We start from the raw sequence: 23,238 nt of genomic DNA, 5'->3' as shown, positions 1-23,238 counted from the left end.
AGGTATCCGTGGAAAGCACTTTTTTGAACCATAAAGACACTAAGGGAAATAACAGGGAAGTAACTTTGTGTTTCCTTAGTGCCTTTGTGGTTAATCCGGGGTGTTTTAAACCACCCAACTCAATAAGTTTGTGTTTCCAGTCCTTATAAGTCTAAAGACTCGGTTTTAGAGTTCAGGCGCTTGGAGATTTGGCTAATTATCCCACTCAAAATTGCCCCTCCCATGAGAACTCCAAGCGCTGGGGTAAACAAGGGTTGCCAGAGTTTGTACCACAAATCGAGACCGAGGGGAATGCCGACCGAGTGACCGACAACAGCGATCGCTAGCCACCCAAAACTGAGCAAAACTAGGAACACATCTGCGACTAAAATCAGATTGAGCCAATTGAGGAGTTTATCTTTCATCAGAGTTCTTCAAATTTCTCCGAAAATTTTCGTTTAACAACGTTTGTTTGAGGTTGTTCATCCGCATCTGAAACATTGTCTCTAAACCCCAGCGGATCGCGGTACTGTCCAGAAACGGGTTCAGTTCAAAATTAATGACATCAACTAGGCGTGTCTCTGTGTCAGAAATGGGAATGAACTGATGGATATGTTCCCAGAATTGGAACGGGCCGCGCAATTGTTTATCAATAAATCTTCTCGGAGGTTCCCAGCGAGTAATTTGCACTTGCCAGTCGATTCCTATCTGCTCGAAAAGTTCTACCCGGATTGTAAAGCGCGTCCCTAAACCACAAATAATGTTTGAATCCAATACCCTGACAACTGGAAATGGTGGAGAGATGCGTTCTAGCAGATGTACATCCTCGTGAGCTTCCCAGACGGTTTCGATGGGGAGGGAGACGGTTTCGCTAACCTCAAAGTGTTCCAATTCTCTTCACCACCCAAGTCATTTGCTCGTTGGTAAATTTTTTTTTGCAATTGACGCTTCGGAATCTGCTTGCTTTGAAATTTTATCAATTACAAGACGTTTTTGATGATTTTTACTAAAAAATTAAAATTAAAGAAATTTTTTTAAGGGTTTATATTACTTTGGGAATTTCTTAAGTTGAATATCAAATCGCTTCCTATACAGCCTGAGTGCGGATTGTGGAATCGCACTCAGGCTAACAGATGAAGCCTACAGGCTTCATGAGGCTACGGTTGAATTAGACTTTCAGCACCCAGTCTTTGCGAGTATCAGCACTGACGAAGGATGCGGGAACGATTTCGATATCAACGCCCAGTGACTTGAAAGCGGCGCGAATTGCCGTCGCGTGGGCAGATTCATCGGAACCAATGCTTGCGCCTGCGGTAATTAAGGCTGGGGTTTTTAGCTTTGCAATTTCCCTGGTATAAGCGATCGCTGCGTCAGTCTCCAGAGCGAGTGCTAGCTTGGCAATATTCACATCTGAGTCGATGTTGCCTTCTCCTGCCTTGATGTAGGACGAGAGATCGTAGCTAGATTTTGCCGTCACCGGGGTAGCTCCCAAACTTTTCACCACCGATGCCAGAGTATCCCGATGCGTCTTGTGATCGGCTTGGTTGCGGAGTGCCAACGCCAAAACAGCTTTGCCTACATCGGTGTCACTCAGCTTTGTTGCCGCAAAACCATACGCCCAAATCGCTTGATGCTCGAAAAACAAAGCTTTATTGAGGATGGCAGCATCATTTCTTTTATCCTCTCTAGAGGCAGCACTGGCACCGTCTGCGATCGCGGTCAACCCTAAGGCACTCGCTACGCCAGTTACAGTCCCCGCCACCATAATCCCACGCCGTGAGAATGTTTTGCTGGGACGCAAGAATCTTTTGGCGAAGGTATTTTCCCTCTCCATGTTGGTGTCTCCTCATTCATAAATCAGTAACTTACAGTTAATACGCGCACCTCATTCGATTGGATTTCAGTAGGATTACGGATGAGAAAATTATTTACAGGACTTATATACTGAAAGCTTGAAACCTATATCCTCACTCACCCCCAATTTATCGGGGAGTTAGTGGGATCTCTGCGTTAGTCCTAATTTAAAAGCTTTCAAAATTTGAGAAGGGACTAATTCTTCTGGCAAGTTATTCGATGTGCATACCGGAAGAAAGGTGAAGTACAAGTCAAATGAGAAAGTTTGAGAGACGGTGAGCTTGACTAAGCCTCAACACCGTGTATAACAAGTAGTGGGATTGCCAATCAGCTAGCCTCTCATAGATTTGGTATGCAGGCGGTCGTTCAACCCCAACCTGAAGGGTCTAGCGGTAATTTCAAAATTGTGGAAACAACTGAATGATTACCATCTTCTATTCAGATAAATTTCTTCAGCATGAAACAGGATATATGCATCCTGAACAGCCAGAGCGACTCACTGCTATTGTCGATAAATTGCGAAGCTCAACTATAGCCGATAAAATCCGATGGCTGAGTCCTTCTAACTCAAGAAATGCGATCGCAGCGATCGAACAAATTCATTCCTCTGATTATATTCAGGAAGTTCGTACTTATTCTGAGCGGGGTTGGGGGTGTTTTGAATCAACTCAAATCTCGCCGCAAAGCTTTGAGGTTGCTTGCCTTGCAGTCAGTGCTTGGTTAGATGGTATTGATGTGGTTTCGCAGTTAAAACGACCAGCTTTTGTTCTGGCAAGACCACCTGGACATCATGCCCTCAAAAATGAAGGAATGGGTTTTTGTATTTTCTGCAATGCAGCGATCGCTGCCATTTACGCTCAATCTATAGGAATTCAGCGAGTTGGAATTCTTGATTGGGATGTACATCACGGGAATGGAACCCAAACAGCCGTAGAAAATATTTCCAACATGGCTTTCTGTTCCATTCATCAATCCCCTGGCTATCCCCGTACTGGAAAGCCTGATGAACGGGGTAAGTATAACAATGTGTTGAATCTTCCGATTGCTCCAGGCAGCAATATACAGAATTACTGTAAGTTATTCGAGGAGAGCGTCATTCCCTTTTTCAAGGATTTTTGTCCTGATATATTAATCATCAGTGCTGGGTATGATGCGAATGAAACAGACTTGCTTTCTAAAATCAATTTACAGCCCCAAGATTACAGCATCATCACTGATTATTGTTTAGGGATTACACCCAAAATATTATTTGGTTTAGAAGGCGGCTATGAATTTGAGAGCCTTTCTTCATCGGTACTTGAGACTGTTAAACGATGCGTAGACGCATTTATATGATGACCTCCAATGGGCGGGGCTAATGGCTCAAAATTTGGAATTGCTCGGAATTGATCCGCCCCGCCTCGTACAGCGTTTCGGCAACTTCCCCCATCCTCAGCACAGAATGACCCCGATAGCCGTTTTCCTGAAGCCGATCTTTGACTCCTTTTTCATGGTCGATCAACACCACAATATCTTCGACATTTAATCCAGCATCTTTGAGTTTCATTGCCCCTTGCATAGCGCTCTTGCCGCTGATGAGAATATCATCGACAACGACAATGGTTTCTCCCGGTTGGAAATGACCTTCGATGACTCGTTGGGTGCCGTGAGATTTTACCTCCTTGCGCGGGAAAATCATCGGACGGTCTAGGCGCAGCGCTAACCCTGTAGCGGTGGGTAAGGAACCGTAAGGGATTCCAGCTATTCGGTCAAAGTGCAAATTTTTGAGAATCTCGGCGTAAGCACTCAAGATTTGATGGAAGATTTGCGGTTGGGAGATGATGACGCGCAGGTCGATGTAGTAGGGGAAAATGGCTCCAGAGGCTTGCACGCGATCGCCAAACATAATGCAACCCAGGTCGTAAAGTTGCAAAATCAAATCTCGGTTGGGAGAATGTTGCAAGAAGCAGACATCCGGAAGCCACAAGTCACAGGTGGGGCTTTCCTGCACAATTCTGAGCCGTTCTTCATTAACACTGTCGCGTAAGGCTTGGACAGCCTCACCGGGGTGTTCGGTAGTTAATAAATCTAGGGGGACTGGCAGGAGTAGCCCTTCTCCATAGCTGTTTAAGCCAGCCGCTAGAATTTCACTTAAGTTTTGGTTTTCTGACCATCCCTGCACGAATATGAGGCGTTCTGGTGCAATATTGCGGATGCGAGTCAGAGTTTCCGGCATTGCAGCACCCACTTCTAGCCCTAGTTGTTCTTGGGTGCCCCAAGTTTGCGCTTCTTTTATCAAATGGATGTAAAAGGGTAGCCCGGTGTCTGGATATTCTTGCAACACGGCGGCTGATGGGTTGTCAGTGGTACAGACCACAAAGACGGCTTTGCCAGGATAGACCAAAAAGGGAGCCGCTAAGTCAAGTCCTGGGTAAGGATTTAAGGTGACTGCATCCACTTTCCACTCTTCAAAGACGGTTTGGGCAAACAGGGTGCTGGTGTTGAGGTCGCTGTGCTTGGCGTCTAAAATTACTGGAATGTCGGCGGGGATAGCTGCTAGGGTTTGCTGAAGGAGTTCTAAACCTGTTGCCCCCAGTGCTTGATAAAAGCCAAGCGTGAGTTTATAGGCGCAGACTAAATCGGCGGTTTCGGCAATGACAAATTGTAGTTGGTCGCTAAGAAGAGTAAGAGTACGATTGACCGAAGGGAGAATGGCACCAGCCCCATCGCGCTTTTCGAGATTCTCTATATCCGGGTCGAGTCTTGCGTACAGTAAGCTTTGATTGCGCTCGATTGCTTTTAGTAGCTTATCGAAGAAGTTCATAGGTGTTTTTTTAACGCAAAGATACGCAAAGGTTAGCGCAGAGGTACGCAAAGGAAGACAGGGGAGATGGTTACATGGATTGTTTGTATTGTTCTAAAATTTGGGGAATATAATCGTAGCCATCGACGCCGATGAGAGCGATGATTTGTGGGCGCGATTGTTGCAATTTTTTCTGGAACGCTTCTGCTCCCATTTGTCCTTGCAAGATGGTGAGTAACCCAGCGGTTTTTCGCCACTCTTCAGCAGCAATTTGCTCTAGGAGATACATTCCCAGGCTACCTGTAAGGATTGTTTTATCGATGTTTTGCAGACTATGGTGAGCTTCGGATAAGTAAGCTAAGTTTCGTCCTTGTAGATATAAATCGCCGGAAAATTGAGCGGCTTGTAAGCCAGATTCTAAGTATTTAATCGCTTCTTGCGGTTGTTCTACTATCAACAAGGCAATTCCCAAACTACTGCAACAAAGGGCTTTACTTTGACCGTCGCCTAATCGTTCTGATAATTGCAATCCTTGTTGCAAATAGTTGATGGCTGTCTCGTAAATTTCGGGTTCTATTTGTTCTAATTGTTGAGCTTGGAAGACTTCACTGTAGCCGAGATTGGCGAGGGCGTTGGCTTCTCCTAATCTATCTCCTGTCTGACGAGAGAGAATTAATGCCCGTTGGCTATAGCTGATGGCTTCGGCATAGTTCTTTTGCGCGACGCAGGTGCGGCTGAGGTGATTAAAATTGGCAATTTCACAAGGGCGATCGCCTGCATTTCTGGCGATTTCTAAGGCTTGCTCGTGAAATGCGATCGCGTCTGCATATCGACCTTGCGCCCGTTGGGAATAACCCATTAATGTCAAAATCCGAGCTTTTTCTTGCGTACCTTCGACTTGTCGCAGCGGTGCATCTAGATAGTCAAGGGTCGTGCGGAGATATGCGCCGGAAAATGAGGCGAAAATGCCACCGTAGAGGGGGAAGTATTGCCGCTGGGAAAAGGTTCTAAGGATTTGTAGGGTAATTTGAAAACAGCCATTCACTAAGCGATCGCGCGAAGTAGAATTGAGAATCGTCGCCTGATTCAACCCATTCGCTAACTGCGACCAAATCACGGCAAAAGTCAGAAAAGTGGAAATCGACAGCCTTGCGCCCACTTTGGAGTCGTAAACCAGTTTGTCAAACCAGTTCACTAGCCCCCGCTGCAAGTATTGCAAAATTACTGCTAACTCAACGAAGGAAATCAAGTCAGGCGGTTGTTTTGCGACCAATTCGGTTACTGATTCGTTGAGGGCAAGCGCGTGGAATAATGCCTGAGGATAAGGGCTATTGACTTGTTTTTCCCAAACTCCCCAAGGGCCACTTTGCGCCGGTGTGCCTTCAAATCCTAAGGAGCGATTTTGGTCGTAGATCCAGCTTACCAGGTGCCCTTCCAGACGTTGCCAAGATTCCAAGCCACGGGCAAGACCTTCAGCAAGTTGCTGCACATCTCGATCTTGTTCGGGATGGGTAATTTCCGGCGCTTGTTGCTTCAGTGCAGATGCCAGCTGCGGTAAGTTCAAAGCTTGCGCTAAATTAGGGTCGATAACCCGTAATAAAGCTGCTAGCTTCTCGTCTGATGGGGAAGCGATAATTTGTTGAACAGCTGTCGCGATCGCATCCGTCGCCCGATTTTTTTCTTGCGCCCGTTCCCATTCTCCCCGAATCGTCTGCATCGCCCGCAAGGTACGAGTCGCCTTTGCAAGCTTCATTTCATCCTTTTGCGTGTCCACCTGTTGCTGGGTGGCGCTTAAGGTTTCTTCCAAAACTCGCTCGAAAATTTCGCCCGTACCCGGAGTCACATCCTTGACGAGCATTTTATACACCTGCTCTTTCGAGCGAATCTGCCCTTTGAGGGTGGTTTGTACAATTTGGTCGATTAATTGTAGATAGCGATCGCGCAAAGGCAGAGAGTCTGTCATGGGGAGTGGTTAAGTGGAATTGTAGGCAATACTGTTCGGTTCGCTTCTCCCCTGTTTTGCTCCCGCTTCCCTTGCAGGGAGAGGGGTTAAGCTTTTCTTTTTTAAGAGAGAAGAAAATAACTTATTTACTTTGCAGTGTACTGAATAAGTTACTGAGTTCGCATACTACAAAGTGTGGAGAAACACTAACGCTGATGTTTGCCGATTTTCTACCCTCCCAAGTTCAGCAGTTGCGCGAGTCCGCATCCATCGCCCTTGCTCAAAAAATTGAACGTCAGGCGATTAAAACTCCTCTCTCGCCACAACCGATAGCTACAGCTTACGTCCATCAGGGGAACGGTGGCACCCCAATTCTATTACTACCCGGTTTTGATAGTTCGGTGCTGGAGTTCCGCTGCTTGCTACCACTACTCGCCGCCCAAAATGAAACTTGGACGGTAGATTTGTTGGGATTTGGCTTTACAGATCGAGTGCAGGGAATTTTGTATAACCCCGACGCTATCAAGACGCACCTGTATTACTTCTGGAAAACTTACATCCAAGTGCCAGTCATGTTGGTAGGCGCTTCGATGGGAGGTGCAGCGGCAATTGACTTCACCCTCACTTACCCGCACGCTGTCAAAAAGCTGGTGTTAATTGACAGTGTAGGTTTCAGCGGTAGCTTCCCGCTTGCCTCCTATCTCTTTCCTCCCTTAGATTTTCTGGCAGTCGAATATTGGCGTCAGCGCAAACTCCAAGCGCTGTTATGGGGCAGCACTTTTGGCAACTTGGAACCGACTGCTATTGAGGCGATTCGGTGTGCGGCGCTGCACATGGAAATGCCCGGTTGGCACGAAGCAATCATCGCGTTTATGAAAAGTGGCGGTTACTGGAATTTGGCAGATAGAATTCCTCAAATCGATAAGCGGACGCTGATTCTGTGGGGAGAGGCGGATGATATGTTGGGTACGGACGATGCCGAGAGGTTTAAGAGAGCGATCGCTCATTCTCAACTCATTTGGATCGCCAATTGCAGGCACGTTCCTCAATTTGAACAGCCAGAGATTACCGCTAAGCATATTTTGGCTTTTAGGTAATTGTAGGATTTATTGTTAACGCAAAGGTACGCAAAGGTTAGCGCAAAGGTACGCAAAGGAGTTTTCAGGGTAGCGTTAAAGTTATGAATCAGGATTCTCTTGCCCATCGATGGGTAGTCAGTGCAGAAGAAGCGAAGGAATTGATTAAGCTGGATGCGACACTTCTGGATGTTCGCAATTCAATTTCCTGGTTGCTTGGGCATATTTCTGGTGCTGTTCATGTCACTTGGCAGCAATTCTCGCAACAACAATCTCCGAATAAGGGAAAGTTGATTGAGAATACAGAAATTTTGCAAGAAAAACTTCGCGCTGTCGGCATTTGTAACAATCAACCTGTCGTTGTCCTTGGCAATCCAGCGCACAATTTTGGTGAAGAAGGGCGCATTGTTTGGATGTTACGCACGCTAGGACATTCACAAGCAGTCTTTGTCGATGGGGGACATTCAGCACTTGTTAAAGCAGGTGTCCCGATTGTTTGGGGAGTGACTCAACCCAAACCTGGTGATTTTCTTGTACAGCGAACTTCCTTATGGGAAATTCAGCGCGATGAACTCAAAGCCAATCTTTCCGCTAAAGAGATATCCCAAGATTTGATTGTCATTGATACCCGCGAAGCGAGGGAATATGCAGGAACTCCCGCTTACGGCGAACATCGGGGAGGACATCTCCCTGGTGCGGTGCATTTCTACTTCCAAGATTTGAAAGATGCCAAGGGGAACTTGCTGCCTCGTGACCAGATTATTGATAAGTTGGAAAGATTAGGAATTCAGCATCATACTCCCATTATTACTTATTGTACAGGCGGCATCCGCTCAGCTTTCTTCACGGCTGTACTTGTTGATTTAGGATTTAATCATGTAAAAAACTATGCAGGTTCGATGTGGGAATGGTCAGCTTCGCCAGAAAATCATTATCCTCTAGAATCTGAACCTAAATAGAAAAATAAATCAAACAAAACCAGTAACTATTTTACAAAAAATTAAGCTTATTTTAATTGCCCATAAATTCAATAACAAGCAGCAATTATTTAGGAGATTTTATTGCTTTACCAATATACATGACTGAAGTATTGTTACTAATTTCTACTTGAAATTTGCCCGTTTTTTTGTAGTGAATATAAGCAAGCAAGTTTCGGTAAATGCTTTCACCAAATATATTAAACCCTTTAATTTCTATACTGTTAAATCCCTGGCTATGCATCAAGCTTGTTAATTCTTGCGGCTTAATAAACTTATTCCAATCGTGAATACCACGAGGAATCTCCTGCAAAATATTTTCTAACAACCAAATCATTATAAACTTAGAGGTAAAAGTTTTATTAATTGTGTCAAATAAAAACAAGCCGTTTGGCTTTAAAATTCTATATATTTCAGAAATTGTCTGACGTAAATCTGTAATATGCTCCAAAACATCAACACAAACAACAATATCAAAAGTATTAGCTTGATAAGGGAGGTTTTCAGAATATCCGTGTTGATAGTCAATCTGAAGCCCGGTTAGAGATGCGTGATCTTGGGCTTGTTGAATACATTTAGCCGATTGGTCGATTCCTGAGACTTTTACTCCTCTTTTCGCCATAAATTCGCAGGTAAATCCGCCGCCACATCCAACATCTAAGGCTTGCAATCCCTGCCAATTTGAAACATAGCGGTCAAAAAAATCAAATCGGGGTTGATTGAGATGATAGAGAGCATAGATTTTCTCATCTTCCTGCCACCACCTATCTGCACTCAAATCATAAAATTTTAAGTCGTTTTTTTTCAAGTGTTTGCTTTGCATCCTGTATGTGGGAAGGTTGATAGGACAAACGCATCTAAGGTAATTTTAGTCGCTGCTTCAGTGGGAAAATTATGCTGACATTGCGAACTCAATCATTCCACTTCTAGCCTATCGGCATCTAGTAGGATGTCCTTTATGAAAGGTAGCGATCGCTATCTTCGCTGCATCTGAGCGATAATAGCTAGCGTATACTGCCCGCAGCCACGCTTCTCGCTTTGTCTCCAGAAGCATAAATCTTATAATCTAAAATCAAAAATATTATCACAAGCCTCGTACAATGAAATATTGCTGGGAATATTGCTGGGACTCAAGGAGCTGATTTTATGCCACAGGCAGTGGGAACGATTGAAACGTTAGGGTTCCCAGCTGTACTAGCAGCAGCAGACGCAATGGTTAAAGCTGGTGCAGTCACGCTGGTTCATTATGCACTTGTAGAAAAAGGGAACTTTATGGTCTCCGTTCGGGGAAAAGTTTCTGAAGTCAACATCGCTGTTGAGGCAGGGATTAAAGCCGCAGAGACAGTCTACGGAGGTCAAGTGATCTCCCACTACATCATCCCCAATCCTACGGAAAATGTTGAAACTGTTATGCCCATTCATTTCACCCAAAAAGTTGAACAGTTCCGTATGTCGTAGTTGGTTAACAATCGGAACTTAATTGCGAGTAGACATTGCCAGCTATCCCAGCAATTATTGGGATTTTGTTTACTCGATTGTTTGGTCTTTTGTCAAGTCAAAAAGTGGGAAAGTAAAGGCAAGGGGCATTTCGATCCAAAGGTGCATCGAAAATTCGTACAATTAGTTCTTAGCTCTACGTAACTCAATTAAATTCAAATTCAGGAGATAGCCAATGCCACAGGCAGTTGGATCGATAGAAACGAAAGGCTTTCCTGCTGTCCTAGCAGCGGCAGATGCGATGGTTAAAGCTGGAAGAGTTACCCTAGTCGGATATATCCGAGTTGGTAGCGCCCGTTTTAATGTCAATATTCGGGGCGATGTTTCAGAAGTGAAAACCTCAATGGAGGCGGGAATTGCCGCAGTAGAAAAAGTTTATGGTGGCGTTGTAGAATCCTGGGTGATTATTCCCCGTCCCCATGAAAATGTCGTGAGTGTACTGCCAATTGGCTTCACTGAAGACGTGCAACAGTTTCGAGATGCTGTCGAACAGCCGATAGTCCGCAGGTAGTGGAAACATCTGTTAGCGAAAGGCGCGTAAGCAGCGCCTGCTGAGTAGAAAGACTGCCTGCAAGAGAGCGTCCAAAATCATAGCTGCTGTTACAACCCGTTTTCTTCAAGAAAATGGGTTTTTTTAGCAATATTTTTTGAATAAGACTCACTTTCCCTTTAAACCGGAGAAAACCTCTCTCTTACAAGTGGTTAATGATGTTCGTTTTTCACCTTACCCTAAAGGCAATTTCTTAAACCCTTGATTCGTCAGGGTTCTAAAATTTGGAGTTTCTCGTATCGTGAAAATTTCGTGACGCTAGCATCGTACAAATACTGACAAAAACTAGAAATTACTAAATCTTTACTAAAATTCCCTACATTTTTATCAGAACTATACAAATAATGCCGTAGTTGTATATAAAAATTGATGAATTGTGAATATTACTACCAGACTTAGCTAAATTAGTGGAGCCAGATATTGCAAACATTACTTGCTAAAGCTTCATCGGTAGGTACTCGCCCTGAAATCGAAGTGCTGCTAATCTGTGCCAGTACTCGGATGGAATTGGAAAGAGTTGAGCGGCTAGTTACTCTACTCCAGGAAAACAATATAGACTGGGCAGAACTGATGCAAATGGCGACTGAGCATAGGGTGATGCCGCTTTTGTATTGGAACCTAAACAGCACCTGTCCGGAAGCGGTTCCGAAGGATATTCTGGCTAAGTTGCGGGCTGATTTTCAAACCCTCACACGACGCAGCCTATTTTTGAGCGGCGAACTGGTTAGACTTGTGAATCTATTTGAAGCACAAGGAATTCCGGTTCTACCTTTCAAAGGTCCAGTATTAGCCGCTTCTGCCTACGGTAATTTGTTGAGAAGACAGTTCTGGGATTTAGACATTCTGGTGCAAGAAAGAGACATCGAAAGGGCAAAGGCGCTGTTTTTGTCTCAAGGATACCAGATGAAAATCGAGCGCATCGAAGTGACTCAAGAACAGGAAGCGGCTTTTGTGCGATCGCCTCATATTCATCAATTTGTACGCGAAGCCGCCTATCCATTTAGAAACCACCAGAAAGGAGTGTTGGTGGAACTGCACTGGGGAGTAATGCCAAAGTATTTTTCTTTTCCCATCGATTCTAAAGAATTGTGGGATGACCTGGAGCCAGTCTCCATTGCTGGAACGACAGTTCCCAACCTCTCCCCAGAGAATTCGTTGCTAACGATTTGCGGACACGGAACCAAAGACTGTTGGACGCAACTGGCAAGAATCTGCGACGTAGCCGAACTTATCCGCAGCCATCCGCAGCTAGATTGGGTCAAACTGATGCAGCAAGCTAGCGCCAAGGGCGGTCAGCGAATGTTGTTTATAGGTTTAAGGCTGGCACATCGTCTTCTAGGAACTGCCCTGCCAGATGATGTCTGGCAAAAGATTCAGGCTGACCCAGCGGTAGAATTGCTGGCGGCTGAAGTATGCGAACAGCTTTTCCGTTTGTCGGACGGATCTGTTAAAGACGGGACAACCACCCGCTTCCATTTAAAAGCCAGAGAACGCCTAATTGACAGGGTACGGTATTCTCTGAAATTAGCAATCACTCCGACTACTACCGACTGGTTGCTACTACCTTTGGCGGAATTTCCAGCTTTCCTTTACTATTTGCTGCGACCACTCAGGCTAATAGGAGAGCAAATATTAAAAAGATTCAAGCTGAGTAAAAAAAACTTATGATTTTCATGCTTAAACTATAAAATTTATTCCTTAATCAAAATGGTAGTAAGTAAGGAATAAATGTTTTTCAATTTTAAACCGGATACATATTATGAGCTTTAAATTTAAACTAAATCAAAAGCTCATAATATGTATTTTTTAATAACTAATATTATTTAAAATCGTTAGTTTATAATATAAGCGGAATCATTATAAAGTCTATAAGTTTAGCAATAAACCTAATTAGTTATACCTTGACATTAGAATATCTCAAGGTTAGCTTAGGGTTAAGAAAAGCGAAACAAAGCTTGGTAGTATAGCAAAAAAATCATGAATCATTCAGAGATATTTAAGGCGAATGCTCCTAAAGTTGTCCACGAAACGATTGATGGTGAAGTTGTAATCGTCAACTTAGATAAGGGAGATTATTATAGCTTAGTAAAAGTTGGAGCTGATATTTGGGAAGAAATTATTAAAGGGACTTCCAAAAGCAATATTATCCAAAAAATAATCCAGTGCTACGATGGCGATCGCCAAAATATTGAAAATACTGTCAATGATTTTATTGCCAGATTGCAGCAAGAAGAACTCATTACTCTTGATGGCACAGAAGATCCTAAAAATTTAAATATAGACAGCGCACCAAGCACCACAAACGACAATCCTGAAAAGCTGAGCTTTTCACCCCCAACTTTAGAAAAATATACAGATATGGAAGAATTGCTAGCTTTAGACCCCATTCACGAAGTGAATGAGGTGGTGGGCTGGCCTAATGTTAAAGTTGAAGCCTGATTAAATCAGCATTTGGCATCATTATCAGCAGCTTCAAGGTGTATTGGGAAGGGGCAGCCGTCAGGATTTGCCCCTAGGTTTCAGCTAATTCCTTAAGTTTTTTCAACATGATGACTAACGAGTTGGCATCTGAGATTGCCACTAAAACAGAAGCGAAAGACCCTTTAGCCTTTTTTAATACGGTTTATGAATTATACGAAAAAGCTGAGGCTGCATCTGGTTCTATTGACCGTTTTTATTGCTTAGGCGGGTTTAAAATTCGGTTGCGTTTTGCTGGTTCAGCTTTAATTTCCTACATGACACCTGCTTTAGGACATTTAGCTACAGAAGCCGTTTCAGATCCAGCGCTGACAGTTTGTTTGTGGGATAGCGCCTCGACAAACACCGTAATGCCACCTCCACCTTGGCAAATAAATCATCATCATCCAAAGCGTGGGGAAATTATCGGGTTTACTAATGAGCGCATTCATACCAGTTTCCAATGGGGAGCGTTTGCGTTAAGTATTTTAGATAGCGATCGCAACCTGGGAATCTATTGGGTTGAGACAACCGAACAACTTCCTTACTGGGAGGCAGGTTCTCCGCTACGGACAATTTTTAACGTCTGGATGAGTAAGCAGGGATTGCAACTGGTTCATGCGGGTGCAGTTGGAATGCCCAGTGGCGGCGTGTTGCTAGTCGGAAAAGGGGGGTCTGGTAAATCAACTACAGCTTTAACCTGCCTTAACTCTGAGCTTTTCTATGCCAGCGACGACTATAGTTTGATTACTTCCGACCCCACTCCAACTGTTTTTAGCATTTACAGCACTGGCAAAAAAAATGCCGATGATGTTCAAAGATTGCCGTTTCTCGCTAAGGCAATTAGCAATAGCGATCGCTTAGATTCGGAAAAAGCGCTTTATTTCATCAACGACCATTTTCCCGAAAAAATCTTGCCCAGTTTTCCCCTTCGAGGAATTTTAATTCCACGCATTACTGGGGAAACAGATACTAAGTTAACAGCCACCTCATCGGCAGCAGCCTTAGCATCACTTGTACCAAGTACCATCCTACAACTACCGGGTGCTGGCAAGGAAGCTTGCCAGATGATGATGAAAATCGTTAGCCAGCTTCCTTGTTATTACTTAGAACTTGGCACCAATTTAGGGCAAATTCCTGAAGTAATTTTAAACCTTATTTCCAATCGATAGCCAATGGAAAATCGCCAATTGTTCGTTAGCGTTATTATCCCTGTTTACAACGGAGAAAAATTTTTATCAGAAGTAATCTTTAATGTCAAAAATCAAGAATATCAGCCTTTAGAAATTATCATTGTTGATGATGGCTCAACTGATGGAACAGCGGAAGTAGCAGCACAATTCAAAAATAGTATCCGCTATGTTTATCAAGATAACAGCGGTCCAGCAGCGGCTCGTAACCGTGGTTTAAGTATAGCAGAAGGGGATGCGATCGCTTTTTTAGATGTTGACGATTTATGGTCAGAAGATAAACTGAAACTGCAAGTAGGTTATTTAGTAGATAACCCCTCAGTAGAGATTGTCCAGGGATTAATTCAACAAATGAAGCTATGTCAAATTACAACGAACAATCAGCCCCTTTTTGAACCTGCTTACAATCCTTATAGCTATATAAATTTAGGAAGCGCAATTTATCGGAGGTTAGTTTTTGATAAAATTGGCTTATTTGATGAAACACTTAACTATGCTGAAGATGTCGATTGGTTTATCCGAGCGTGGGAAAATGGGATTTCAAAAGTTGTATTAGAACGGGTTAGTTTGTTTTATCGCAAGCACGAAGATAACATGACCGTTGGAAAAAACTTAGTCGAGCTTGGATTTGTAAGGATTTTCAAAAAACATTTAGATCGGTGCCGAAAACGAGGGAATTATCAAAAGGCTTCTTTATTAGATATGCCAATTAATGAGTACCTTGGCACTTCTCCTGAAATTCCTAAAATAATGTAAAATCCTCAAAAAAATAATACAATGGAATATTTACCGCTAGTCAGTGTAATTATTGCTGTCAAGAATGGAGAACATCGATTAGCAGATGCTATCGAAAGCGTTCTATCGCAAACTTATGAAGACTATGAAATTATTGTTGTTGATGGTAAATCAACAGATAATACTGAAAAAATTGCCAAGTCTTATGAACGAGTTCGCTATATTTGGCAAGCTGGTCAGGGCCTTGCTGACGCTTGGAATCTTGGGATTGAGGCTGCGAAAGGAAAATTTATTGCTTTTCTTGACCACGATGATGTATGGACACCCAATAAACTAAGTCTTCAGGTTGATTACCTTATCAACAATCCAACAATTCAATATGCGATCGCTAAATTTAGGTTTATTTTAGAGCCAGAATGTCCTATCCCCTTAGGTTTCAAGAAAGATCTATTAGACAAAGATATTGTTGGGCCTATCCCTGGAACTGTAATAGTGCGGAAATCCCTATTAAATTCAGTTGGTAAATTTAACACTAACCTGGTGATTGCTAGCGATGTCGATTGGTTTGCTAGAGCCAAAGATGAAAATATACCTATGGCTGTTATCCCCGAAGTTTTTCTATATAAACGAGTTCACACCCAAAATCTATCATCCAATGCTGAGATAAACAATCAAGAATTATTGCAGATACTTAAGCAATCTGTTAATCGTCAACGTCGTGCCAAAATTAAAAAAGATGCAATTCAACAATGAAGCGATCGCATTATTTAGAGCCAACAGAGTTTTATAAAAACCAAATACTTTTTTCAAAAGTGTAGATTTACTAAAATCTGCTTAAACTTTTGCAAATGAAAAACATCAAAAGGATTTACTTCAATAGATTTATTTAAAGATATTGCAACTTAAATTAGAAAGAAAGACTTTGATTAAGAATGAATAATTCTTTTTTAGTTAGCGTTATTATCCCTGTCTATAATTGCGATCGCTATCTGGCTGAAGCGATTGAAAGCGTACTAGCTCAAACTTATCAGCCACTGGAAATCATTGTAATAGATGATGGTTCAACAGATAACAGTGCAGAAGTAGCAAAGCACTTTGCGTCATCAGTGCGGTACTATTCCCAATCCCAAAGCGGTGCTGGTGCTGCCCGAAATTATGGCACAGAATTAGCGCAAGGAAGTTTCTTTGCTTTTCTCGATGCAGATGATTTTTGGGTCAAAGATAAATTGACTTGTCAAATGCAGGTTTTTGAGAGCGAACCCGATATTGATATAGTCTTCGGATACGTTCAACAGTTTCACAGTCCCGAATTAGATGAAAGCATCAAGAATAAAATATACTGTCCTCCTGAATTAATGGCGGGATATCACCCTGGAACCATGCTGCTTAAACGGGAAGCTTTTCTTCGGGTAGGAAAATTTGAAACCAACTTACAAATGGGAGAATTTATCAGTTGGTATGCGCGTGCAACAGAGCTGGGATTGCGTGAAAAGATGTTACCAGACCTCTTGATGTCAAGGCGGTTGCACGAAACCAATCTGAGCATTCGCCAGCGTGAAGCGCGGACTGATTATGTCCGGCTGATTAAAGCTTCACTCGACCGACGCCGCGCCGCAACTTTGCCAGAAAATAATTCTTCATTTTCTCAATAAATATGAGTTTGAAAACTCGCCTTAAAGCTGCCTTAACAGCCTTCGTGAATCCGCCTACAGCTCCAAAGTTGGTAGTTACAAAACCAGCAACAGAGCCTTCGGTAGTTATCGATAATCAGCTTTTAGCTGGAAAAAATGTTCTGATAACTGGAGCAGCCAGAAATATTGGCAGAAGTATTGCTCTTGAAATGGCAAAACAAGGCGCAAACATTTTCTTCACTGACCTAGTTCGGGAAGGATGTGAAAATTTAGAAAAAGAATTAAGTTGCTATCCAGTTAAGTCAAGAGCCTTTGTGTTAGATATTTCTAAGACTGAAGATAACGATTATTTATGTAATTATTTATTAGAAAACAAAATAAATATTGATGTTCTTGTCAACAATGTGGGAATCCAATTTGAGACGAGCCAGATAAAAAACCTTGATTTAGGAGAATGGCATAAAACCTTTAATACAAATGTTTTCGGGCCAATGTATCTCACAAAGCTTATTTCTGAAATGATGGTTAATCATCGCATTCATGGCTCGATTATATATATCACGTCTATTCACCAATGGGAACTTGTACGTTGGCCTAGTTACAGCTCCTCAAAAGCTGCATTAGGAATGATTATCAAAGAATTGGCTCTAGAATTGGCAACTTCTGGGGTAAAAGTTAACGGAATCGCTCCCGGCTGGGTAGCGGAAGATGAGCAAGGAAACTCCCTCCGTCACAGCTATACTCCGCTGCATAACAGTTCAATCAATCCTTGTTATATTGGTCGGGCTGCTGTTTACCTAGCCTCCGACTATTTTTCAAAATTTACGACTGGAACCGTTCTCAAAATCGATGCTGGGTTGTCATTATATAATCATCGTTATGCCGAATATCTGAATCAATAAAAAAGCTTGTTATTTTAAAGAAAACCAAATGTTTAATATCATAAAATGGGTAAAAAGAAAAGTAGAAAAGCAATTATTTTCAGGGCACTTGGAGGCGAAATGTCAAGCAGTTAAAAGTCTTTTCCCTAAAAATGCAACTGTTGAGCGTGTGGCTACGGGATTTGAATTTACAGAAGGCCCTATTTGGTTTGCTGAAGAAAAGTATCTCCTCTTTAGTGATATTCCAGCTAACAAAATCTTTAAACTGACTCCCAGTAGTGACGTAACAGTCTTTAGAGAGACTAGCCATAATTCCAATGGTTTGACTAGAGATAAGCAAGGACGACTCATTGCTTGTGAACACGGAACGCGCCGCGTCACCCGCACCGAAAAAGATGGTTCGATTACCGTCTTAGCTGATAAATTTCAAGGTAATAAACTGAATAGTCCTAATGATGTTGTCGTGAAAAGTGACGGTTCTATCTACTTCACAGATCCGCCTTATGGCATCAAACCCGAACAGCAGGAACAACCAATCCAGGGGGTTTACCGCCTCTCGTCTGATGGCAAAGAAATTATTGTCGTAGCCGACGATTTTGATAAACCCAATGGACTAGCATTTTCACCGGATGAAAAAAAGCTTTATATCGACGATTCTGAACGCCGTCATATTCGCGTATTCGACGTTCAAGCTGACGGTAAACTTGCCAACAGTCGCATTTTTTACAATATCAATGGTAAGAAACCTGCTTTACCTGATGGGATGAAAGTAGACGTGCAAGGACATATCTACTGCACAGGTGCAGGAGGCGTGTGGGTTTTTGATCCAGAAGGGAATCATTTGGGAACAATTGTGACTCCGGAGGTGCCAGCGAATTGTGCTTGGGGAGATGATGATTTGCAAAGTCTTTATATTACTGCTGGCACTTCTGTTTACAAAATTCGAGTAAATGTTCCAGGCATCAAAGTGCCTTAATTGATTACCATCGTTTGAAATTTTCAATTACAAAAGATGCCTAAAATGAATCTATATAATAAGGATAGCTGTGACTGGCTTAATTCCGAGCAAAAATTGCTTTTGCGGGCAGCACTGTTGCAGGGAGAAGAGGCAATTGATTCTTGGAATCAATGGAAAGCATCTGCCGATCTTGAGAATCTCGATGTAGAATCCTATCGATTGCTGCCTTTACTTTATCGCAACTTATCCGCACATGGCGTGACGGATCTGCATATGGCAAGACTAAAGGGAGTTTACCGACGCACATGGTGTGAAACCCAAGTTTTGTTGCAACAAGTCGCAGCTATTATCAGTTGTTTTCAGAATGATGGTATCACAACAATGCTGCTCAAGGATGCAGCTTTGAATCTACATTATTACAAAGATTATGGCTCACGAATGATACATAATTTTGATTTTTTAGTTCATCCAGCAGATGCTTTAGCAGCCGTAAGTCTGTTACAAAAAATTGGCTGGAGAGCCAAAGGAAAAATACCAGTTACAATTACGCCCTTCTCTCATACTCTAGGATTTGACAATGAATTAAAACAACAGTTTAATCTTCGCTGGCATCTGTTCGCAGATGGTTTTCAAGAAGATGCTGAAAAATATTTTTGGGATAGTGCGATATTAACCAAGCTGGATGACTTATCAACTTATGTTTTAAATCCTACCGATCAGCTATTGTACGTTTGTGTATATGGAGGAATGAGTAATTTTGTTTTTCCAATTAGTCGGCTAGCTGATGCCGCAATACTTCTCAACTCATACCAAGCAGAAATTGATTGGAACCGACTGGTAACTCTGGCACAAAAATATCGCTTAATTTTGCCCATACAAAATATACTGACAAAATTACATAAAATCCTATATTCCCCAATCCCTCTGTCGATTTTACAAGAAGTACAGAGTATACCCGTTTCTAAATTTGAGTGCAGCGAATATCAGCTCACGAGTAGAAAAAGAAAATCATTTTCCGAGGGTTTGATAATGAGATATATACAATATTCAAGAGCAGTAAATACGGATAATTCTAAATTAGAATTTTTAGGTTTTCCCAGATATCTACAATATATCTGGGGTTTAGAACATTTATGGGAAGTTCCATTGCAAGCAATGATGCGGGGTATAAAAAGGCTCGTTTGGTAATCGCGATCGCTTTCACCTGAAAAGAGATGAAGACAACCAGGGTAGAAGCGATCGCCATCAATGCACTAGCAGATAACTATAAGCGTCTCCTAAAGCCCTTTACACATTTCCCTACCAGCCGGAAGAGGCAAGTCTCATACATGAGATAGAGCCTAGACACTCCAGAATCTGAGAACTTAAGAACAAATAAAGAAAATCTTCAACAACTGCTTTCTAATCATCATGTTTGGAAACCAAATTAAGACAGCAGCGTTGCTGGGACTCCTCAGCGGTCTTCTGGTTCTGGGTGGCTATTATCTGGTCGGCAACGAGCAGGGGCTATATTTAGGTCTGGCTTTTGCTGCATTCAGTAGTTTTAGCTCCTGGTACTATTCTGACCAAGCCGCCTTGATGGCGTATCGCGCCCAACCACTAGAGCGTCAGGAGGCTCCAGAACTCTACGATATGGTAGCTTCTTTGAGCCAAAAGGCGGGGATTCCCATGCCGAAACTGTTTTTAGTGCCAACCAAATCCCCCAATGCTTTTGCAACCGGGCGAGATCCGGATCATGCTTCTGTGGCAGTGACTCAAGGGATTATAGAATTACTCTCCCGCGAAGAACTTGAAGGTGTTTTGGCTCACGAACTTACCCACGTCAAAAACCGCGACACTTTAACTCAGGCAGTTGTAGGCACCATCGCTGGAGCGATTACTTTTGTCGGACGGATTCTCACTTTGGGAGCGCTCTACGGCCCTGTCACCCGCGATGACCGCCGAGGTGGAAACGCTTTGGGTGCCTTGTTTCTAATCGTTTTGGCTCCTATTACTGCGGCGCTAATCCAGTTTGCGATTTCCCGCACCAGGGAGTATTCTGCTGACTTGGGTTCGGCTGAAATCACGGGGAATCCTTTGGCGCTTGCCAGTGCGTTGGAGAAGCTTGAGGCAATGGGTCATCAGATTCCGATGAACGGCAATCCCACGATGTCGCCGCTACTGATTGTCAATCCTATCTCGACAAAAGGGTTGCAATCTCTTTTCCGTACCCATCCCCCGACTGAGGATCGGATTCGTCGTCTCGTAGAATTGGCTCAGCAACAAAAGCAACAAAAGCAAATGACTCCAGCGATCGCATAATGTGCAAGCAGTGCTGGTGATGCTTGATTTTAGCCGGTGGTAACGCCGGTTTTTTATTGAATGAGGATGCTAAACCGGAGATGTCTCGCGTTTCGATTATTATTCCCACGCTGAATGAGGCGACGTGCTTGGAACGCACGCTGCGCCAGTTGAATTTGCTAGATCCTCCAGCTTGGGAAGTGCTGGTGGTAGATGGGGGAAGTGACGATGAGACAGTTGCGATCGCCCAGCGGATCTTACAAGCGATCGCCCCGTCATCTCAAGCGCGTGTCCTCTGTTGTGATGTTCGCGGACGTTCAGTGCAGATGAACCGAGGCGCAGAGGCGGCGACGGGAGATATCCTGTGCTTCTTACACGCAGATACTTCGGTTCCAGATGATTTTGTGGCAGTGGTTGAGCAAACTTTAGCCGATCCATCTGTTGCTGGCGGCGGGTTTATTTCTTTGATGACAGGTTCCCAGACGACGCGCTGGGGAGTTTCGCTGCATAATTACCTCAAAACTTACTACGCGCCGCTGCTTTTCCGACCTCGTTTGTTTTTTCAGGGGTTGCGATTGTTATTTGGCGATCAGGTGATGTTTTGTCGTCGCGCCGATTTCTGGAAATGTGGCGGATTTGATCCGGCATTGCCAATTATGGAGGAAGCGGATTTGTGCCTGAAGTTGGTGCAACGAGGTCGGATTCGTCAAGTGAATCGAGTTGTGCAAAGTAGCGATCGCCGTGTGGCAAAATGGGGTTCGCTGAAGGCTACCGCGATATATCTCTACATCGGCTTTCTTTGGGGTATCGGAGTTGAAGCAACTTACCTGAAAAAGTTTTATGAGGAAATTCGCTAATTCGTTATTAGTTATAGAATCTGTTTAATTTCCCATAATAAAAGAACCCCACCCCCCAACCCCTCCCCGCAAGCGGGGAGGGGAGCCAGAGCCGCAGGCGTTGGCGGGGTGGGGTTCCGGGGAGTGGGTAATTACTGAATTTGATATCAAAGTGCATCTGCTGTCGCTCAACTAACAACTAATAACTCTTTTTTTCATTCAGATTCCACTCGTAATAGAGATAGGAAATCGGCGTTGAAGCGTCAAGAGGCACGTCGGTTTTTAAATACAAGCGGATGTATTCAGGAATTGAAGGTGCGACTTTCAGTAAATCGCTCTTGTACCACTTGAAAATTTTGCTACAGTAAAGCGTTCCCGTTTGGAAATCGTAGCGAACTTTATCGGGATTATTGATAAAACGGCTGGCGTCATCCTCTAACTGAGTCCGCACCGATTCCGGAAAGTATGCACCGTTTCGCAACAACGGACAACCGATGGATGCACAAACAAGGGCGAAGTGGATGAGGGGTTCGTCAAATTCGCGGCGGAGGATGCCATGTTCGATTTGGTTGAGGCTGTAGCGTTTACCTGCAAAGGAATAGACGGGACGGATGAAGAACAACAGGAAGGCAAGCCAGTTGGGAATTCCTAAAATCTTCGGTCGGATGGAGGGGATGGGATAGCGTTCTAGAACTTGATTGAGCGCGATCGCATTATATAAATTCAGCCACAGCGCTAACCGTTCATCTAGGTTGGGATAATCCCCCAAATCTACTTCCTGCAAGGAATTCAGCCATTGTGAAAGCGCTTGCGATCGCTCTGAAGACCAAGCATGATAATCGACGCGACCTTCTAGATCGACGTATCGGCGCAGTAGCTCATCCCAAACTGTAAAGTCGATCATGGCTCAATACTTTCTCCGAGCGGACAAATCTAACCCCATATTAAAGTTCCTGACCTCTTGCACGTCAGCCTCAAAACCCACCCAGAAATAAATTTCTGGGCGGGTTATTGCAACTGGTGCAAGATGTGTGATTCCCGATAAGGGAAGGGAGAAGAATTGAACTCCCCTCTCTTTTTAGAGGATGCTTTAAAAGGTAAGGGTAGCTGTAAAAAAGCTCACAAGGCTGAAGCTGAAATTGCAAATATCAGCACCACGCGCACGCGAATGACTAAAGCATACTAAGCGCAACCTAACGTGTGTTTAGCTGGCGATTATCAAAGACTACCCGCAACCTCGGAGGTTTTTATCTATATAGCCATGAGGGGGATTATGGTCAGACAATTGACATAATTTTCAACTGGTTTTGGTTTTAATAAACCCATTTTTTATAAACCTAACCTTTAATAATTAAGCGATTATAAACTTGTCTGTTATTATTTTTAATGGATTTGAAAAGCCAACAATCCATCTGATTAAGAAAAACTATTATTAAAAATTATTTAAGCTAGGGGAAACTGAGACAAATCCAGACCAAAATATAGTAGAAGTATCTCGTTGCAAGGGGGTTAAAATTTTGCTCTGCTGATAGTGGCAAAAAAGTGTTATGGTGCTTCTCGATTGAGTCAACTACACTCAATGTCTAACTTCCAACAGAGTTCCCGGAATCGAG

The 23,238-nt window shown here is 43.3% G+C and carries 23 protein-coding genes; 16 read left to right on the top strand and 7 right to left on the bottom strand.

From position 1 onward, the window contains the following. Window positions 1-143: 143 nt before the first annotated feature. The 3 genes from NDI44_RS12405 to NDI44_RS12395 all read right to left on the bottom strand — a co-directional run bounded on the left by NDI44_RS12405 (window position 144) and on the right by NDI44_RS12395 (window position 1,813). On the bottom strand, window positions 144-404 hold the full coding sequence (locus tag NDI44_RS12405; RefSeq protein ID WP_190411538.1) for a hypothetical protein: 261 nt from the start codon (window positions 402-404) through the stop codon (window positions 144-146). Continuing rightward, window positions 394-870, bottom strand: a complete 477-nt coding sequence (locus NDI44_RS12400) for an SRPBCC family protein (protein ID WP_190411537.1) — start codon at window positions 868-870, stop codon at window positions 394-396. The genes NDI44_RS12405 and NDI44_RS12400 overlap by 11 nt, the downstream gene beginning before the upstream one ends. 277 nt (window positions 871-1,147) lie before the next feature. Then, window positions 1,148-1,813, bottom strand: coding sequence for a ferritin-like domain-containing protein (locus NDI44_RS12395; protein ID WP_190411536.1), 666 nt, complete (start codon window positions 1,811-1,813; stop codon window positions 1,148-1,150). A gap of 440 nt (window positions 1,814-2,253) precedes the next feature. On the opposite strand from NDI44_RS12395, the gene NDI44_RS12390 reads away from it, so the two are divergent. Then, on the top strand, window positions 2,254-3,168 hold the full coding sequence (locus NDI44_RS12390) for a histone deacetylase (RefSeq protein WP_190411535.1): 915 nt from the start codon (window positions 2,254-2,256) through the stop codon (window positions 3,166-3,168). 19 nt (window positions 3,169-3,187) lie between these two features. On the opposite strand, the gene NDI44_RS12385 is transcribed toward NDI44_RS12390, so the two are convergent. Continuing rightward, window positions 3,188-4,636 carry a bifunctional orotidine-5'-phosphate decarboxylase/orotate phosphoribosyltransferase gene (locus tag NDI44_RS12385; RefSeq protein WP_190411534.1) on the bottom strand — a complete coding sequence of 483 codons (1,449 nt, stop codon included), beginning with the start codon at window positions 4,634-4,636 and terminating at the stop codon, window positions 3,188-3,190. 70 nt (window positions 4,637-4,706) lie between these two features. Continuing rightward, a complete protein-coding gene (locus NDI44_RS12380) occupies window positions 4,707-6,578 on the bottom strand; it encodes a tetratricopeptide repeat protein (protein WP_190411533.1) in 1,872 nt (623 codons plus the stop codon). A 194-nt stretch (window positions 6,579-6,772) separates the two neighbouring features. Here NDI44_RS12380 and NDI44_RS12375 point away from each other — a divergent pair, with 194 nt between their 5' ends. Then, window positions 6,773-7,654, top strand: coding sequence for an alpha/beta hydrolase (locus NDI44_RS12375; RefSeq protein ID WP_190411532.1), 882 nt, complete (start codon window positions 6,773-6,775; stop codon window positions 7,652-7,654). Window positions 7,655-7,737: 83 nt separating this feature from the next. Continuing rightward, entirely contained in the window at window positions 7,738-8,592 is an 855-nt protein-coding gene (locus tag NDI44_RS12370) for a rhodanese-like domain-containing protein (protein WP_190411531.1), read from the top strand. 85 nt (window positions 8,593-8,677) lie between these two features. On the opposite strand, the gene ubiG is transcribed toward NDI44_RS12370, so the two are convergent. Then, on the bottom strand, window positions 8,678-9,418 hold the full coding sequence (gene ubiG, locus NDI44_RS12365) for a bifunctional 2-polyprenyl-6-hydroxyphenol methylase/3-demethylubiquinol 3-O-methyltransferase UbiG (protein ID WP_190411718.1): 741 nt from the start codon (window positions 9,416-9,418) through the stop codon (window positions 8,678-8,680). Between the two features lie 338 nt (window positions 9,419-9,756). Between ubiG and NDI44_RS12360 the strand changes: the two genes are divergently transcribed. From NDI44_RS12360 to NDI44_RS12300, 13 genes are all read left to right on the top strand, one after another. Next, window positions 9,757-10,068 carry a carbon dioxide-concentrating mechanism protein CcmK gene (locus NDI44_RS12360; protein ID WP_190411530.1) on the top strand — a complete coding sequence of 104 codons (312 nt, stop codon included), beginning with the start codon at window positions 9,757-9,759 and terminating at the stop codon, window positions 10,066-10,068. A 214-nt stretch (window positions 10,069-10,282) separates the two neighbouring features. Beyond that, on the top strand, window positions 10,283-10,618 hold the full coding sequence (locus tag NDI44_RS12355) for a carbon dioxide-concentrating mechanism protein CcmK (protein WP_190411529.1): 336 nt from the start codon (window positions 10,283-10,285) through the stop codon (window positions 10,616-10,618). 459 nt (window positions 10,619-11,077) lie between these two features. Further along, window positions 11,078-12,325 carry a nucleotidyltransferase family protein gene (locus NDI44_RS12350; protein WP_190411528.1) on the top strand — a complete coding sequence of 416 codons (1,248 nt, stop codon included), beginning with the start codon at window positions 11,078-11,080 and terminating at the stop codon, window positions 12,323-12,325. Between the two features lie 309 nt (window positions 12,326-12,634). Next, window positions 12,635-13,096, top strand: a complete 462-nt coding sequence (locus tag NDI44_RS12345; protein WP_190411527.1) for a PqqD family protein — start codon at window positions 12,635-12,637, stop codon at window positions 13,094-13,096. A 107-nt stretch (window positions 13,097-13,203) separates the two neighbouring features. Continuing rightward, a complete protein-coding gene (locus tag NDI44_RS12340; protein WP_190411526.1) occupies window positions 13,204-14,286 on the top strand; it encodes a serine kinase in 1,083 nt (360 codons plus the stop codon). 3 nt (window positions 14,287-14,289) lie between these two features. Beyond that, on the top strand, window positions 14,290-15,060 hold the full coding sequence (locus NDI44_RS12335; RefSeq protein WP_190411525.1) for a glycosyltransferase family A protein: 771 nt from the start codon (window positions 14,290-14,292) through the stop codon (window positions 15,058-15,060). 21 nt (window positions 15,061-15,081) lie between these two features. After that, the gene (locus tag NDI44_RS12330; protein ID WP_190411524.1) at window positions 15,082-15,792 is read left to right on the top strand and encodes a glycosyltransferase; all 711 of its coding nucleotides are present in this window, start codon (window positions 15,082-15,084) and stop codon (window positions 15,790-15,792) included. Window positions 15,793-15,971: 179 nt separating this feature from the next. Further along, the gene (locus tag NDI44_RS12325) at window positions 15,972-16,691 is read left to right on the top strand and encodes a glycosyltransferase family A protein (RefSeq protein ID WP_190411523.1); all 720 of its coding nucleotides are present in this window, start codon (window positions 15,972-15,974) and stop codon (window positions 16,689-16,691) included. Window positions 16,692-16,693: 2 nt separating this feature from the next. Next, window positions 16,694-17,572, top strand: a complete 879-nt coding sequence (locus NDI44_RS12320) for an SDR family oxidoreductase (RefSeq protein WP_190411522.1) — start codon at window positions 16,694-16,696, stop codon at window positions 17,570-17,572. 28 nt (window positions 17,573-17,600) lie between these two features. After that, window positions 17,601-18,527 carry an SMP-30/gluconolactonase/LRE family protein gene (locus NDI44_RS12315; RefSeq protein ID WP_190411521.1) on the top strand — a complete coding sequence of 309 codons (927 nt, stop codon included), beginning with the start codon at window positions 17,601-17,603 and terminating at the stop codon, window positions 18,525-18,527. A 45-nt stretch (window positions 18,528-18,572) separates the two neighbouring features. After that, the gene (locus NDI44_RS12310) at window positions 18,573-19,697 is read left to right on the top strand and encodes a nucleotidyltransferase family protein (protein ID WP_348235285.1); all 1,125 of its coding nucleotides are present in this window, start codon (window positions 18,573-18,575) and stop codon (window positions 19,695-19,697) included. Window positions 19,698-19,919: 222 nt separating this feature from the next. Next, a complete protein-coding gene (locus NDI44_RS12305) occupies window positions 19,920-20,810 on the top strand; it encodes a M48 family metalloprotease (RefSeq protein ID WP_190411519.1) in 891 nt (296 codons plus the stop codon). Window positions 20,811-20,890: 80 nt separating this feature from the next. Further along, window positions 20,891-21,646 carry a TIGR04283 family arsenosugar biosynthesis glycosyltransferase gene (locus NDI44_RS12300; protein WP_190411518.1) on the top strand — a complete coding sequence of 252 codons (756 nt, stop codon included), beginning with the start codon at window positions 20,891-20,893 and terminating at the stop codon, window positions 21,644-21,646. A 178-nt stretch (window positions 21,647-21,824) separates the two neighbouring features. Here NDI44_RS12300 and NDI44_RS12295 read toward each other — a convergent pair whose 3' ends face one another. After that, window positions 21,825-22,529, bottom strand: a complete 705-nt coding sequence (locus NDI44_RS12295) for a DUF547 domain-containing protein (RefSeq protein WP_190411517.1) — start codon at window positions 22,527-22,529, stop codon at window positions 21,825-21,827. Window positions 22,530-23,238 lie beyond the last annotated feature (709 nt).

It is taken from the genome of Trichocoleus sp. DQ-A3, assembly GCF_039961975.1.
Classification (GTDB): domain Bacteria; phylum Cyanobacteriota; class Cyanobacteriia; order Cyanobacteriales; family FACHB-T130; genus FACHB-T130.
This window is presented reverse-complemented; position numbering and strand designations above follow the sequence as displayed.

Excerpts from the sequence above, each read along its gene's own strand:
- NDI44_RS12405 (WP_190411538.1), bottom strand. The coding sequence starts at position 404 with ATGAAAGATAAACTCCTCAATTGGCTCAATCTGATTTTAGTCGCAGAT.
- NDI44_RS12395 (WP_190411536.1), bottom strand. The coding sequence starts at position 1,813 with ATGGAGAGGGAAAATACCTTCGCCAAAAGATTCTTGCGTCCCAGCAAA.
- NDI44_RS12390 (WP_190411535.1), top strand. The coding sequence starts at position 2,254 with ATGATTACCATCTTCTATTCAGATAAATTTCTTCAGCATGAAACAGGA.
- NDI44_RS12385 (WP_190411534.1), bottom strand. The coding sequence starts at position 4,636 with ATGAACTTCTTCGATAAGCTACTAAAAGCAATCGAGCGCAATCAAAGC.
- NDI44_RS12380 (WP_190411533.1), bottom strand. The coding sequence starts at position 6,578 with ATGACAGACTCTCTGCCTTTGCGCGATCGCTATCTACAATTAATCGAC.
- NDI44_RS12375 (WP_190411532.1), top strand. The coding sequence starts at position 6,773 with ATGTTTGCCGATTTTCTACCCTCCCAAGTTCAGCAGTTGCGCGAGTCC.
- NDI44_RS12370 (WP_190411531.1), top strand. The coding sequence starts at position 7,738 with ATGAATCAGGATTCTCTTGCCCATCGATGGGTAGTCAGTGCAGAAGAA.
- NDI44_RS12360 (WP_190411530.1), top strand. The coding sequence starts at position 9,757 with ATGCCACAGGCAGTGGGAACGATTGAAACGTTAGGGTTCCCAGCTGTA.
- NDI44_RS12355 (WP_190411529.1), top strand. The coding sequence starts at position 10,283 with ATGCCACAGGCAGTTGGATCGATAGAAACGAAAGGCTTTCCTGCTGTC.
- NDI44_RS12345 (WP_190411527.1), top strand. The coding sequence starts at position 12,635 with ATGAATCATTCAGAGATATTTAAGGCGAATGCTCCTAAAGTTGTCCAC.
- NDI44_RS12340 (WP_190411526.1), top strand. The coding sequence starts at position 13,204 with ATGATGACTAACGAGTTGGCATCTGAGATTGCCACTAAAACAGAAGCG.
- NDI44_RS12335 (WP_190411525.1), top strand. The coding sequence starts at position 14,290 with ATGGAAAATCGCCAATTGTTCGTTAGCGTTATTATCCCTGTTTACAAC.
- NDI44_RS12330 (WP_190411524.1), top strand. The coding sequence starts at position 15,082 with ATGGAATATTTACCGCTAGTCAGTGTAATTATTGCTGTCAAGAATGGA.
- NDI44_RS12325 (WP_190411523.1), top strand. The coding sequence starts at position 15,972 with ATGAATAATTCTTTTTTAGTTAGCGTTATTATCCCTGTCTATAATTGC.
- NDI44_RS12320 (WP_190411522.1), top strand. The coding sequence starts at position 16,694 with ATGAGTTTGAAAACTCGCCTTAAAGCTGCCTTAACAGCCTTCGTGAAT.
- NDI44_RS12315 (WP_190411521.1), top strand. The coding sequence starts at position 17,601 with ATGTTTAATATCATAAAATGGGTAAAAAGAAAAGTAGAAAAGCAATTA.
- NDI44_RS12310 (WP_348235285.1), top strand. The coding sequence starts at position 18,573 with ATGAATCTATATAATAAGGATAGCTGTGACTGGCTTAATTCCGAGCAA.
- NDI44_RS12305 (WP_190411519.1), top strand. The coding sequence starts at position 19,920 with ATGTTTGGAAACCAAATTAAGACAGCAGCGTTGCTGGGACTCCTCAGC.
- NDI44_RS12300 (WP_190411518.1), top strand. The coding sequence starts at position 20,891 with ATGTCTCGCGTTTCGATTATTATTCCCACGCTGAATGAGGCGACGTGC.
- NDI44_RS12295 (WP_190411517.1), bottom strand. The coding sequence starts at position 22,529 with ATGATCGACTTTACAGTTTGGGATGAGCTACTGCGCCGATACGTCGAT.